At 63.8% G+C, this 13,520-nt stretch carries 10 protein-coding genes; 7 read left to right on the top strand and 3 right to left on the bottom strand.

Annotation, left to right across the window (positions count from 1 at the left end):
• The 3 genes from GXY33_14025 to GXY33_14015 form a co-directional block, all read right to left on the bottom strand.
• A partial coding sequence (locus GXY33_14025) for a prepilin-type N-terminal cleavage/methylation domain-containing protein (GenBank protein ID NLX06251.1) occupies nt 1-307 on the bottom strand: 307 nt, incomplete at its 3' end.
• Nucleotides 308-351: 44 nt separating this feature from the next.
• Nucleotides 352-2,013, bottom strand: coding sequence for a hypothetical protein (locus GXY33_14020; GenBank protein NLX06250.1), 1,662 nt, complete (start codon nt 2,011-2,013; stop codon nt 352-354).
• Nucleotides 2,003-3,124, bottom strand: a complete 1,122-nt coding sequence (locus tag GXY33_14015; protein NLX06249.1) for a substrate-binding domain-containing protein — start codon at nt 3,122-3,124, stop codon at nt 2,003-2,005. Before GXY33_14015 ends, GXY33_14020 begins: the two co-directional genes overlap by 11 nt.
• A gap of 187 nt (nt 3,125-3,311) precedes the next feature.
• Between GXY33_14015 and GXY33_14010 the strand changes: the two genes are divergently transcribed.
• From GXY33_14010 to GXY33_13980, 7 genes are all read left to right on the top strand, one after another.
• Nucleotides 3,312-4,430, top strand: a complete 1,119-nt coding sequence (locus tag GXY33_14010) for a GntR family transcriptional regulator (GenBank protein NLX06248.1) — start codon at nt 3,312-3,314, stop codon at nt 4,428-4,430.
• 41 nt (nt 4,431-4,471) lie between these two features.
• The gene (locus tag GXY33_14005; GenBank protein ID NLX06247.1) at nt 4,472-5,275 is read left to right on the top strand and encodes a DUF1559 domain-containing protein; all 804 of its coding nucleotides are present in this window, start codon (nt 4,472-4,474) and stop codon (nt 5,273-5,275) included.
• 19 nt (nt 5,276-5,294) lie between these two features.
• On the top strand, nt 5,295-6,671 hold the full coding sequence (locus tag GXY33_14000; GenBank protein ID NLX06246.1) for a cellulase family glycosylhydrolase: 1,377 nt from the start codon (nt 5,295-5,297) through the stop codon (nt 6,669-6,671).
• A gap of 51 nt (nt 6,672-6,722) precedes the next feature.
• Complete coding sequence (locus tag GXY33_13995) at nt 6,723-7,343, top strand: type II secretion system protein (protein NLX06245.1); 621 nt, start codon at nt 6,723-6,725, stop codon at nt 7,341-7,343.
• Nucleotides 7,344-7,414: 71 nt separating this feature from the next.
• Complete coding sequence (locus GXY33_13990) at nt 7,415-10,576, top strand: hypothetical protein (GenBank protein ID NLX06244.1); 3,162 nt, start codon at nt 7,415-7,417, stop codon at nt 10,574-10,576.
• The gene (locus tag GXY33_13985; protein NLX06243.1) at nt 10,548-11,270 is read left to right on the top strand and encodes a type II secretion system protein; all 723 of its coding nucleotides are present in this window, start codon (nt 10,548-10,550) and stop codon (nt 11,268-11,270) included. The genes GXY33_13990 and GXY33_13985 overlap by 29 nt, the downstream gene beginning before the upstream one ends.
• 30 nt (nt 11,271-11,300) lie before the next feature.
• On the top strand, nt 11,301-13,439 hold the full coding sequence (locus GXY33_13980; GenBank protein NLX06242.1) for a hypothetical protein: 2,139 nt from the start codon (nt 11,301-11,303) through the stop codon (nt 13,437-13,439).
• Nucleotides 13,440-13,520 lie beyond the last annotated feature (81 nt).

Here is a 13,520-nt window from a genome sequence, read left to right as displayed (position 1 = left end):
CGGGGCAGATGAGCATCTTCGAGTCCGCGACCACCGTCGCCAGATGCGTTCCCGCCGCCGGCTGATACCAGTAGGCCCCGTGCCACCGCGACCGCGGCAGCCAGCCGGCGTTCTCCTCCGCGTCGGACAGAATCGCCATGACAAGCTGCTTTTCCTGGGCCGCGCAGGCCACCGTCTTGGCCGCCTCCCGCGCCGCGGTCAGTGCCGGCAGCAAAATGGCCACCAGCACCGCGATGATCGCGACGACCACCAGCAGTTCGATCAGCGTAAACGATCTCGAATTTGAAGGAGCAGCCAACCCGTTCATGTTCGTGCTTTCCTCAAATCAACAATCAGCAATCAACAATTCCCTTACGGTATCCTGAACTCAGCCAGGCCGATGCTGCATGGCGGCAGCGTGCACCGCGCGGTTCCCGGCCCGGTCATCTCGATCGTTCCGTCGGTGATCCGGATCGCCTGCGGATGCTCAGCGTCGTTAATCGCGTCGGGCGGCCCGCTCATCAGCGAAAGCCGGCACGATCCGCCCGCCAGCGCCTCGTCGGCCAGCTTGATCGTCACCGCCGTCGGCCCATCGAGCGCGCGGTTGACCAGCAGCACCGCGATCCGCTTGCCCGCGGCGTCCACCGTCGCACCGGCGGTCAGCGACGGATGCGCCGGCCGCTTGAATTCCTCCCGCCGCGAGTCGTTCAGGATCAACTGCCCGCACCGGACCGCCGTCTCGCACACGCGATCCTGCTTGTAGTCCGCGAACAGCCGATACGCCACGTAAGCCCCCTGCGGCACGATCTTCCCGTCGTAAAGCTCCAGCACCGACCACTCCCAGCCGCGAAGCGTCCAGTAGTTGCTCACCGCCACCCGCCCCTCCTCCAACGCCAGCAGCGTATCGGCGAGAAACACCGCTGATTGCTGCGAGCGAATGTGCGCCAATACCTTCGGGTCCTGACTCATGCACCCCAGATTGCACGCCATCTCCGTGATCGCGATACCCACTTTGCTCCGGTCGCCGGTCACCTTGCGAATGGTCGTCTGAATGTCCGCCAGCCTCCGCCGGAAACGATCCGGGCTGGCCAGCGTGATCCGCGTGACGTCCCTTGTCGTGACGTCCCCGCCGCCGTCGGGATTGATCCCCGGCAGGTAGAAGTGGGCGATCAGGAAATCCACGTCCCCCTTCGTCCCCTCCAGCAGCGCCCGGTTCCACGGGCTTTCCGTCATGTGGAAATCCAGGTCGTTGCCGACCACGCCGATCCGGATCGTCGGGTCCACCGCCTTCATCGCCCGGGCGAACTCACGGCACCTGGCGGCGTACCACGCTGGATCCTTGATGGTGACGAAAATCTCGTTGCCCAGCTCCCAGTCCTTCACGCCGTAAGGCCTTTCGCGACCGTTCGCGACGCGGCGCTTCGCCCAATCGCCGGCGGTGCCCCAGTCACGGCCACGGGCATCGGTGCCGATCGGCGTTTCCTGGTCCACCGCAGCGTTGCAGTAGGCCACCCACGCCGCCGCCTCCTGCGCCGTTCCCATCCACGGCTCCAGCTCATCGCTGGTCGGCATGTTCACCGTGATCATCGCCTCAGCGGCGCCGATCCCTTCGGCGAACCGAAAGAACTCATCGGTGCCGAATTCCATCGACCACACCTGCGGATGTCCCGCCCAGTCGGCATAGCCCGTTCCCCTTCCTTCGACCGGGCCGATCCCCTCCGCCCAGTGGTGATACTGCACCAGGTTTCCACCGGGGTATCGCAGGCTCTCGATCTTCAGCGGCCGCAGAAGCTCATCCACACCCGCCAGCACGCTTTTCTTCTGGTCATCCCAGAGCCCCTCCCCAAATCTGATGTACTCGATGTTGTGCCCCATCCTTGAGACCCACGGCCGCGTCGTCCGCCCCACCGACACCTCCGCGCGATCCGCCCCTTCTTCGCGCGTGCTGTCGGCATGGACGTGTCCGGCCCAACTCAACACCACCGTCACGCCGACTACCATCGGCCAACTCAGAAGACCCGCGTTATTCCGCATTCCGCGTTTCCCTTTCCGCTACGGTTTCGCCTTCCATCAACACCGACGCCGCCTCCCGATGCTCCACCACGCCTTCTTCCACCAGGCGCTTGAGCGCGGCAAACGCCCCCTTGCCCATCGCCTCGAAGTCCTGTCGCATGAACGTCAGCCGCGGCTGGCATCCGCCCGCCGATCGAAGCCCGCCCATGCCCACCACCGACACGTCCCGCGGCACGTCCAGGCCCACCTCGTGCGCCACCTCGATCACCGTCCGGGCGTGGCCGTTGCTCGCTCCCACCACCGCGGTCGGACGATACGCCGCGGTCAGCAACTGCCGGTACGCGTGGCGTTCCGGCTCCAGGTTCCGCGGTTCGCCTTCGCGTTCGGTGTAGTGGCTCACCAGTTGCACCAGGGCCGGATTGGCCCCGATGCCCCGCTCATAGAGGGCCCGGGCATAGCCTTCGTACCGCTGGCGAACCGAGATCACGGAGAAGTCCTCGCCGACGAACGCAATCCGTCGATGGCCGCGTTTGCACAGCATCGAGGTCAGCGCATAGCCGGCCGCGACGTTGTCGCTGGTGACGTGCGGCGCCTCCAGGCCTTCGTAGTAGAGGTCCAGGAACACGAAGGGCAGCCGCCCTTCGAGCTTGAGCCGGAAATACTCCTCGACGTTCGCCGTGCCGCCCAGCGGCAGGATCACCGCCCCATCCGCGCCCATCTCCGCCAGTTCGCCCAGAAGCTCAGCCTCCCTGGCTGGATCGTTGAGCGAACTGGTGACCACCACCCGAACACAGGCCTCACCGGCCGCCTGCGAAAGCCCGTGAACTACGTCGCTTTCGAGTTCGTCGTTCAGGAGCCGGCCGATGAACACCAGCGACTTGAGCTTGCGCGCGCCTCGGCTGACCGGCTCGCCGGAACCGGTTTGGGCGGCGAAGGTTCCCAGTCGCGGCCGGCGCACGACGAGGCCGCGGCTGCTCAGTTCGCGCATGGCGCGTTTGACGGTGATGCTGCTGACCTGATACTCGCGGCAGAGTTCCTGTTCGGAAGCGATTCGCTGACCGGGCGCGATGACCCGGCGGCTGAGTTTCTCCCGCAAGTCTTCCGCCACCTGTTCGTACAAGGGCTTGGGCATCATGAACCTTTCGGCGATCCGCGTTCATTAAGCATAGCTGGGTATATTTGTATCTTTGAATATACCAAGACGCTCGGTGACTGTCAATACCCGACCCGTAGGCCGCTGGAATTCCTCTTGCAGAGAATGCCGGATTCCGTTACACTACCCAATTGGATAATCCACTTTGGTCAGTCAGGAGCGTCACATGGCATCGGCTCAACCGGCAGCTCCAGTTCGCAGCGGCTATCAGCACGTGCAGGAGACGATTCGCCGTCGGATTCGCAGCGGCGAGTGGCGTCCCGGCTGTAAGATCCCGTCGGAGCGGGAGTTGGAGAAGGAGTTCTCGCTGAATCGTCTGACCATCAGCAAGGGGTTGGCGAATCTGGCGGCTGAGGGGCTGCTGGTCCGTCGTCGGGGTCAGGGGACGTTCGTGACGGAGCGTGATTCGGGGCGTGCGGCTCAGCGGCGGCTGATCAAGTACATCTCGCCCATGCCGTTCAGCGAGGACGTGGTGATGCGGCCGGGCGTTCTGGAGGGGATGCACGAGGTTCTGGCGGAGCGCGGCTATCATGTGGGGGTGGACTTTTTTCATGATGCGGACGAGATGGTCAAGCGCCTCCAGGGCGATTCGGATGAGTACCATGCGGGATTTGCGATCTGGTACGACCCATCGGAGGCGGTTGACGCCGAGTTGGCCCGGCTGAGCGACGAGGGTTATCCGTTCGTTCTGCTCGATGCCGTGCCGACCGGTTTCGAGGGCGACTGCGTGGTGACCGACAACGTCGAAGGTTCGCTGATCGTGGTCAGGCACCTGGTGGAGGCTGGGCACCGGCAGATTGCGTACGTCACGCGGCGGGTCAACCGGACCAGTCTTGAGGAGCGGTTGACCGGTTTTTTGCGGGGCATGGTGACCTGCGACTGCCCGATCCACACCAATTCGGTGTTCAAGCTCAAGGGGGTTCGCGAGGAGGCCCGCGGCGAGATCGACGGCGTGATCGACAGGCTGATCGACGACCCGACGCCGCCGACCGCCGTTCTCTTCAGCAATGAGGACCTGGCGGTGGCGGCGATCGAACGGCTTTGGAGCAGAGGCCTGCGGGTGCCGGACGACGTCTCGGTGGTCAGCAACGACAACCTGGACGTGGCGAAGTCGCCGCGGGTCGCGATGACCACCGTGGTTCAGAACTGGTTCGAGATGGGCAAGGTCGCAGCGGAGATACTCCTGGACCGGCTGACGAACCCGCATTCGAGGCCAACTCAGGTCCAACTTCATCCGCGGTTCATTGAGCGGGCTTCGGTGGCCACGAGGAAGGGCGATTTCTGATTTTTGATTTATGATTTATGATTTATGATTTGAGGAAGAACATGAGCATCGGCGGCCAAACAGTCCTGTCCGCAAAGTCGAAATTCGAAATCCGACATTCGAAATCGTTCACGCTCATCGAGCTGTTGGTGGTGGTGGCGATCATCGCCGTTCTGGTGGCGATTTTGCTGCCGGCTCTGGCCAGCGCCCGCGAGGTGGCGCGTCGGGTGCAGTGCGCGAATAACGTCAAGCAGCTTGGCGTGGCGGTGGCGATGTACGGCGATCAGTTCAACGGGACGTTCAGCGTTTCGCTGGCGGATTCGTTTTGGGGCGACGTATCGTCGTGGGCGAGAGACCAACTGACGGCGGCGGTGGGGTGGAGGAACGATCTCGGCGAGCCGCTGCATTGGAATCGGGACGGCGACGGGCGGTACATCCACGTCTTTCGCTGTCCCTCGTCGGGCGAGACGCAGGGCAGCGGGTCGTACAACGTCAACTCGGGCGTGGTGACACCGGCGAGCGCGCATCCGGATCCGAACTGGCACATCTCGGTGTGGTGGGGCGATGCGCCGGAGACGAACGTCAAGGGCGTGCTGGACCATATCGTTCGGCCGTCGGAGACGTGGCTCTGGCTCGACGGCGACCGCAACGGATCGGCGCGTCTGCCCGGCCAGCCGTGGTGCGAGAACTACGGTTTCTATCCCTCGTTGTATCGCGAGACCTGGCTGTTCCGGCACAACGACGGGCTGAACGCGGTCCACGCCGACGGCCACGCGCAGTACTACACGTACGCTGAGCTGGTGCAGGCCCGGCCCGCGGACGTGCCGATGAACGTCTGGCTCAAACGTTGGGTCAGTGGAATTTGAATCACCCGGAACATCGCACATGAACGTAACGCTCTTTTCGCTTCTGTTGCTGCTGTCGACGGGCGCGTCGGCGGAGACTCAACCCGCGACGCATCAGACCCGCGTGTTCTGCGATCAGCCGATCGGCTGTATCAAGCCGATGCTGGCCGGGGCGTCGCTGGGCGGCAACGCGCTGAGCTATCAGAAACCGGAGGCGGTGGCGGCGGCCAGGGACGTTGGAATCCGCTTCGTCCGGCTCGAGGGCGTCACCGGGGCGTACGATTTGTACGATCCGAACACCGGGCGGTACGACTGGACGCGTCTGGATCGTGAGATCGAGAACATCCAGTCGACCGGAGCGGAGATCATTGCCGACATCATGTACACGCCCAAGTGGCTGAGCCGCGAGTCGTCGGGCGAGTGGTACTACGCGGAGCCGGCGGACTATCAGAAGTGGGCGGAGTACGTGGCCGAGATCGTCCGGCACGTCAACCACGAGCGGAAGTATGGCATCAAGTATTGGGAAGTCTGGAACGAGCCGTCGGGCGGGTATTTCTTTTCGGCTTGGCATCAGGGCAGGGAGCGTTTCTGGCGGCTTTACGAGGTGACGGCGCGGGCGATCAAGGAGGCCGACCCGACGGCGCTGGTGGGCGGGTTCGGCGACAACATGGACTATCCCGAGGAATTCAAGGCGTTCTTCGAGTTCGGCAAACAAAACGGCGTGCCGATCGACCTGGTGACGGTCCACTGGTACGCTGAGTGGTGGCCGGGCGACGGGCCGGAGCGTCCGGACCTGTACTATCATCTCTCGCGGCAGATCGAGGCGTTGTATCGGAGCTATTTCGAGAAGACGCCGCCGATTTTCCTGACCGAGTGGAACCTGAACGCTGAGCACCCCATCGGCACGCCCGTCCAACAGGCGGCGTTTGTCGGCAGCGCGTACTTCTGGCTGCAGGAGAGTCCGGTGCTCGGGGCGGGTTTCTTCCGGCTTGAGGACTATAAGGGGATGGGCCGGGCGATGTTGGACGGGCAGTTCGGGCTGCGGCCGGCGGGGCGGGTGGTGAAGATGTTCGCGAGCCTGCCGAGCCAGCGTCTGTCGGTCTGCGACATGCCGTCGGGCATGGTGATGCTGGCTGGGCGGGATGAGGATCGGATCGCCGTGATGGCGAGCCGCTACGAGCTGCGCGAGTCGGCTGGTCCGATCCGGCAGCAGATTGTTCTGAAGAACCCGGGCCGTAAGGGCGAATGCCAGGTGACGATTTACGTCGAAGACGCGGGGACCGCGGATGCGTCGGGCGATCTGAAGCCGCTTAGCAGGACAACGATCACGATCGACGGCGACGATCTGGCGCTGCCGGCGGTCGATCTGGAGCGGTACGCGGTGGCGCTGGTTGTGGTGGAGTTCGCAAAGCGGTGAAGGAATTGCTGATTGCCGATTGTTGATTGCTGATTGAAGAAGAGGACGAATATGAACGGACGTACGGTTTCCCCAAACTCGAAATCCGGAATTGGAAATCCGAAATCGTTCACGTTGATCGAGCTGCTGGTGGTGGTCGCGATCATTTCCGTGCTGGTGGCGATCCTGCTGCCGGCGCTGAACCAGGTTCGCCAGGCGAGCATTCGGCTGACCTGCGCCAATCAGATGCGTCAGCAGGGCATGGCGTTTGTTGCGTACGCCCAGCAGGAGAACCATGACCGGTTTCCGAGACTTCCCTGGCGGCTTAACACCAACTGGTGGTACTATCCGTGGGACGCGAACGTCGTAATTCCCATTGTCTATCCTGAGTATGTCAACGACCTTCGCATATTCTACTGTCCCGCCAACCAGCGGATTATACCGGCTCACTATCCACATCTGTGGACCTACCTGATAAACAGCGACGGGCGGATAACGTTCGCCGTCGAGGACGAGGCGGGCAACTATTCCGGATATGGCGCGCACCAGCTTCTCTGGGACGCGGCGTACCCCACCTGGGGCGACGGCAGTTTTTCAAACCATTCCGACGGCGCCCACAGTATGTATCATGACCTGCACGTCGTCTGGTATTTTCGCGGCCAGGCCGGCTTCCCGGGAGGACCTGCGGAGTGATTTCTTCAAGAGGCCCTTTGAATCGTTTCGCCGCAACATGTGTCGCTACGCTCATCTGCCTGAGCTCGACTTTGGCCGTCGGGATCGACGACTTTGAGGACGGGTCGTCGGCTGGGTGGAACGTGGTTGGTCATGGCGAGTTGCTTTCGCGGTATCACCAGTCGGTGGCCAGTCCCGGCTGGGAGAGCGGCTATGGTTTGCGATTGACGCGGGACGTGGCGGAGGGCTGGTGCGGTGTGAGCATCGGCGGGCTGAGCCGCGTTGGATTGACGGAGGCGAGCGCGGTGGGCCTGTCGGCCCGCAATGGGGCCGGCTTGAAGAACATGCTGGTTGACGTTCACTGCTCCGACGGTTCGCGCTGGTGGTGCAAGCCGGAGTTGGCGGCGGATGGGAGTTGGACGCGGATCGAGCTGACGCCTGAACATTTCTTCGCCGTGGCGAATCCGGGCAACCTGCCGAAACTGGATTTGACGAAGATCGCGTCATTGTGGCTTGCGATGGACACGCTGACCGAAGACGACGGGCCGTGGCTTTTGGAGATCGACAACGTCGAGATTATCGGCAAGAGCGGTCTGCCGCAGGCGGCGGCGTTGGCGGACCTGCCGACGACGAGTTGGACGGGGCCGGATGTCGGCGTGGCGGTGTTCGATAGCGATGTGTTTTTGCCCAGCGTTCCCGCGCCCGGCCCAGCGACGAGATTTGCCGACGCACTGGCTGCTCTTGGCTGCCGCGTTCGGCGCATCGGGCCGGGCGAACTGAAGGGCGGCGAGACGGATATTCTGATTCTGGCTGGCCCGAAGTTCGCAGCGGGCGACGAGGTCGCCGTTCTGGACCACCTGCGCAAGGGCCGGGCTCTGTGGCTCGTCGGCGCAACCGCGCCGTTGTCCCAGCCGATGGTTCGAAACGGCGCATCGTGGCAGGCGGCCCGCGACTATCGGGCGTCGCCGGAATTGGACCGCATTCTCGACGCGAGTCTGCTGAGTTCGCACTGGCTGGAACTTTCGGAGCCGACGTTGGAGCTGACCGGCGATGGGCGTGGGTGGTGGCCGTTTGCGCCCGCGTCTTTGCCCGCCGTCAAGTGCGCGTACGTGGCGGCTGACAATTCGATCTATCACCCTCACGTTCCGCCGTGGGTACGACTGACGCCGTTGATGGCGGTTCGCTACGAGCAGACCAATTGGGTCAGCATCGCCGATCGGTTCATCGGCTGGCCGGTGGTGATGTACGAGCACCAGGCCGGCGAGTTCAAGGGCGCTCGCGTGCTCTTTGCGGGTCTGGCTGACGATCGACGTTCGATTCTGCATCCGGAGAATCCGGCGTTTGGGCCGGCGGCGATCGCGTGCCTTGCGAAGCTTGCCGCTGGGGTGGCGGACCTGTGGCCGTCCGATCCGGCGGCGCTGCTTGACGGACTGCCGCAGATCGGTCGAGCCGGTTTCTTTGAGTATCCCGGTCCGATTTTCGCGCCGCTGCACTTTGGCCGTGTGCCGCCGGACGATCCGACGTTCTGGCAGGACACGGAGCTTGCCGGTTTCAACGCGATCCACGTCGAGGTGCCGTTTTTCGATGAGGCCGACACCAACGGTGAGATCATCGATTACGCACGCTGCGACGTCGAAGTGGCGCTGGCTGCGAAGCACCGCAAGCGGATCATCTTCGATCCACTCAGCTTCAACTCGCACTGGCGATGGCGTTGGGCGGGTCAGCAGTCGAATCTCAACACTGAGTTTCGCGACCGGTTCGCGGAGGCGTTGGGCCGGCTTGCCGCTCGCTTTAAGGATGATCCAACGGTGGCCGCGATGTTCGTCACTCCGCTGAGCGTCGGGTACGGGAGTTTCGCCGTCGACGAATCGGAGCTTGGGCGGCAGGGCTGGCAGCGGTTCGTGCGGGAGGAACTGGGACTCTCGCTCGAAGAGGCGGCGCAGCGGTACGGTCAGGCGATGGCGGCGTGGAGCGAGTTGCCTTTGCCCAAGCCGGGCAAGCAAGGCGAGTTGAATCTTGGGCCCATCTGGCCGGACTACCTGCGGTTTTTCGTCCAGTCGCACTATGAGTTTCTTCGGCCGGTGATCCGCGGCATTCGTGCAGCCGCTCCGGACATGCCGCTTCTGATGCGGGGGATGTACCTCGACGTGGGCATTCATATGAACCTCGCCGCTGAGTTCGCGAACGTCGCTCCGCACTGCGAATGCGTTGAGACGACGGTTGATACCGAGGCGTATTTTCGCGGTCTGGCCCAGACCTTCGGCGTGCCGATCTCGGCTGAGAACGGCTGGCCCAAGTGCCCGCGCGGCCCGCTCCGCATGGCGCTGGGCGACTATCTGCTGGGCGGGTACGCGGCGTACTTCCATTCGTTCGGCGGGCCGGTGCAACTGCGGCGCGGCGTCCTGGACTTTTACCAGGCCCAGAAGGCGGCTCGCGTGTTGCGGACGGCGCGGTATCCGCGGACCAATCTGGCGATCCTGATTCCCGATACGACGCTGTACGCCTCGAACCCGCCTTCGTTCTTCGCGCTCGAGGCGAAGCCGCATCTGGAGTTCGCGATGGAGCGGTCGGGTTTCGCGTTTCGGGCGGTGTCGGCTCAGTTTCCCAAGCTTGACGGGCTGAGCATTATCGTCGACGACGGTCAGAACCGGGTGCTGACGGCGGAGTGCCGGCGGCAACTGGTCGAGTGGGTCCACAAGGGCGGGACGCTGGTCGCGTTTCCCGACACCGGCCGGCATGATTTTGCCGGAACCGGAGCGAGCCTGGCTGATGCGCTGGGCGTTTCGTTCGTGCTGCCGGAAGGCCAGTCGCACGCCATCACGCCTTGCGGAGACGGGCGCGTGGTTGCTTTCTCGCCGTCGCTGCTGACCGGTCGGTTCGCGGTCGATCCGGCGTTGTGGGAGACGTTCGAAGCGGTTCTGGCCGAACTCGGGGCGCCGCGTGACGTTATCGTTCAGCCGCGGGTCAATACGGCGTCGTTCCGCGGTGACGGCAAGACGTATGTGGTCCTGTGCAACAAGTCGCCCGAGTACGTCGGCGCGTACTTCAGGGAATCGAATCTGGCTGCGGTTGAGGCTGGTTTGCCCGATCTGGACCTGATCGTTGCGCCGACGTTTCCCGTCAGCCGCGTTCGGGACGTGCTGACCGACACCGAGCTGCCGATCGCCGACGGCAAGGTCAGCATTCATCTGCCCAAGACGACGTATGCGGTTCTGGAGTTCCAGTATGAGGAGGGCGCCACACATGAGCACTGAGATGCGAGCGGCGGGCGGGCGATGGGCCGCCTTTACGCTGATCGAGCTGCTGGTGGTCATCGCGATCATCGCGGTGCTGGTAGCCATTTTGTTGCCCGCGTTGGAGCGGGCTCGGGGGCAGGCCCGTCAGGTCGCGTGCATGTCCGGGGTCCGCCAGGCGCACCTGGCCCTCAACGGCTATCGCGCCGATTTCCAGGACCATCTGCCGCTGGTGCTGCATCCGCCGGCGGCGGTGGCGAACACCGAGTACTGGTGCGACTGGATCTCGCTTTTGGCCACGACGGGTCATCTGCCCGATCTGGGTCTGCTGCGATGCCCATCGGACATCCACGAGCGCGACCATCTGGTTCTGGGCGATCCGGACGTGCAGGTCTCCTACGGCATGAACGAGTACCTCACGCACGACTGGGCGGATTGGCGGCCGGCGGTCGATCGCGTCCCATCCGAGCTGCGCAGCGTGATGCCGGTTCTGGCGGATTCCTGCTATCCGTTGATCAGCGGCTGGGATGTCTTTCAGCGGCGCGCGGCCAACGCGAACTGCTACAGTACCGGGTATCCGCCGCCGCCCGATCCCGTGTTCCAGCGGCACGTGGGCGGCAGCGTGGTGCTCTTCGTTGACGATCACGTGGCGGTGCTCGACCAGACCCAACTGATGGATCACGGCCAGATGCGTTACAGCGTCTTCTGGTGGTAACCGCCGACCCCCTCGTCGGAGTCCATGGTCATGACGATGAGTCTTTCATTCATTTCCTGTCTTTTCCTGGCCGCAGGCTACGCATCCGACGTCTGCCCGCAGCATGGGTCGAGTTCGAACGCGCGGACCGAGGGTGACATGGTTGTTTTCGACGCAGGCGAGGTCGCCTACCGTCTCGAACCGGCCAAGGGATTGTCTTCGATTCAGGGACGATTCAAGGACGGCCGATGGATTGCTCTGGCCGAGGGCTTTGTTGTGAACGTCACCGGCGTCGGTCCGGTCGAGACTCTCACGCATGCCAAAATCAACAGAGAAGACAGTTCATGGCACGGGCGTTATCGCTTTCCGAATAGCTCCGACGAGATGATGGTTCGGATCGATCTTTCGGGCGGGACGTTGCGCGTCCGCCTTTCGGCTGAAAAGGGTTGCCCGCTGGCCATTCCGATGCCCGAGCCGGCGGGTTCTCGCGGGCTGGATATCCCGTACCTTCGCGGCTACGACGGGACGATCCGGTATCTGGACGACGACAAGCTGTTCTTCTCGTACCTGGTCGACTGGACGCAGACCAACAGTGCGGTGCCGGTGCCGAATATTTCCTACCGGCCCAATCTGGCCGGGCAGACCCCGCCGCTGGGCGAGTTGATCGCGATCACGCTCAGCGACGAGATTCACGGGGTGCTGCCGTCGATCCCGAATTCCGTTTCGCCGTATCGCGCGGAGATCGCCGACCGCATGGTCGTCGAGTTCTGGTACGGCAACTTTGACCGGATCGGCGAGACGCTCGATCTCTACCACGGCTACGGCATGGACCGCACCGCTGCGATCATCCACCGCTGGCAGCGTTACGGCTACGACTGCAAACTGCCCGACATCTTTCCGCCCGACCCCAAGCGGGGCGGGCTGGAGACACTCCGCGCTGCGGTGCGCCGCGCCGTTGGCTACGGGATGCGGGTCGCCCTTCACGAGAACTACTGTGACGTCTATCCCGACGCCCCGAGCTACGACGAAGCCGACCTGATGCGTTTAGAGAACGGCGAGTTTCAGCCCGCCTGGACCAACTCCAAACATTGCAGCCCTTCGAAAATGAAGCTCCACGCGGGAAAGGTGATGCCCACGATCCGGCGGGAGATCGGCTCGAACGCGTGCTTCCTTGACGTCCACAGCGCTCAGGCCCCGTGGTTCCGTCCGGACTTTCGCCCGGACGCGCCCCATTCGGCCCAGATGAAGGGGACGCGGCTGTTCACCAATGAGCTATGGAACTACGCTCGGGAGACCTACGGAGGTCCGGTTTTTGGCGAAGGCGCCTACGACTGGGTCCACGCCGGCTGCCTCGACGCCGCCAACGCCAGCCTCAGCGTCCGCGAGCGGTTCTTCGTCGATTTTATTTTGTTGCGGATGCGGCCGCTGGCGATCAACCACGGAGTCGGCTACTACGAGCGTTGGAATCGGTTCGGCTATGAGCCGAAGGACTGGATGCTGCAGACGCCGTGGCCCGAAGAGATGGACGAGTATCGGGCGATGGAGATCGCCTTCGGCGCCGCCGCCAACGTCGGGCACCAGGCCAACCACGTCGTCGAACTGGTCGCCAAGGAGTACTATCTGGTTCGGCCGCTGGTCAGTCGCCAGGCCGACTCGCAGGTGACCGAGATCGCCTATCATGACGGGCAGGCGTGGCTGACGCCCAGCCAGGCCATCCTGTGCGAGCAAGACGCGGTGCGCCGCGTGCGGATCGCCTACGACAACGGGCTGGTCGTCCACGTTAACCGCAGCGGCGAGGCGTGGCGGATTGACTCGGAGACGGCGGTCGGACCGCTGGGCTTTTTCGCGCAAGGCCCCGGTGTGCTGGCCTACACGAACAACCACAAGGGCTACTGGTGCGACTACTACGGCGACGGCGAGCTCTTCTACCTCGACTCTCGCAACAGTGACTGGCACGCCGATCCGCTCGGCCAGCGATGGAGTCCCGACAATCCGCGTGCGAACGACGGAGAGCTGTTGGTTGCGGAAGGCCCCGTCGAGACGGACACCGCGGTTGCCTGTATCCGCACCGGCGAGGCGTGGCGGCTCTTTATGATTCCACAGGGCCGCGCCGGCCATATCCGACTCCGTTTGACCAACCCGACCCCTAACCCGCATTTCTCACCAGTTCAGCGGATGAGGTGGTTTTGAGGGGATGGGGGGCGGGGTCGGGACGGAGGCGGGCCGAATCGCGGTCACCGTAGGTGCGATGGCCGCCAGGCGCCATGATTT

The organism is Phycisphaerae bacterium (genome assembly GCA_012729815.1).
Lineage (GTDB): Bacteria > Planctomycetota > Phycisphaerae > JAAYCJ01 > JAAYCJ01 > JAAYCJ01.
The sequence above is the reverse complement of the archived record's forward strand: the minus strand, read 5'-3'. Positions and strand labels throughout refer to the sequence as shown.

Bases quoted from the DNA above. Each gene is read 5' to 3' on its own strand.
- GXY33_13980 (NLX06242.1), top strand. From the start codon at position 11,301: ATGACGATGAGTCTTTCATTCATTTCCTGTCTTTTCCTGGCCGCAGGC.
- GXY33_14000 (NLX06246.1), top strand. From the start codon at position 5,295: ATGAACGTAACGCTCTTTTCGCTTCTGTTGCTGCTGTCGACGGGCGCG.
- GXY33_13985 (NLX06243.1), top strand. From the start codon at position 10,548: ATGAGGAGGGCGCCACACATGAGCACTGAGATGCGAGCGGCGGGCGGG.
- GXY33_13995 (NLX06245.1), top strand. From the start codon at position 6,723: ATGAACGGACGTACGGTTTCCCCAAACTCGAAATCCGGAATTGGAAAT.
- GXY33_14005 (NLX06247.1), top strand. From the start codon at position 4,472: ATGAGCATCGGCGGCCAAACAGTCCTGTCCGCAAAGTCGAAATTCGAA.
- GXY33_14020 (NLX06250.1), bottom strand. From the start codon at position 2,013: ATGCGGAATAACGCGGGTCTTCTGAGTTGGCCGATGGTAGTCGGCGTG.
- GXY33_14010 (NLX06248.1), top strand. From the start codon at position 3,312: ATGGCATCGGCTCAACCGGCAGCTCCAGTTCGCAGCGGCTATCAGCAC.
- GXY33_14015 (NLX06249.1), bottom strand. From the start codon at position 3,124: ATGCCCAAGCCCTTGTACGAACAGGTGGCGGAAGACTTGCGGGAGAAA.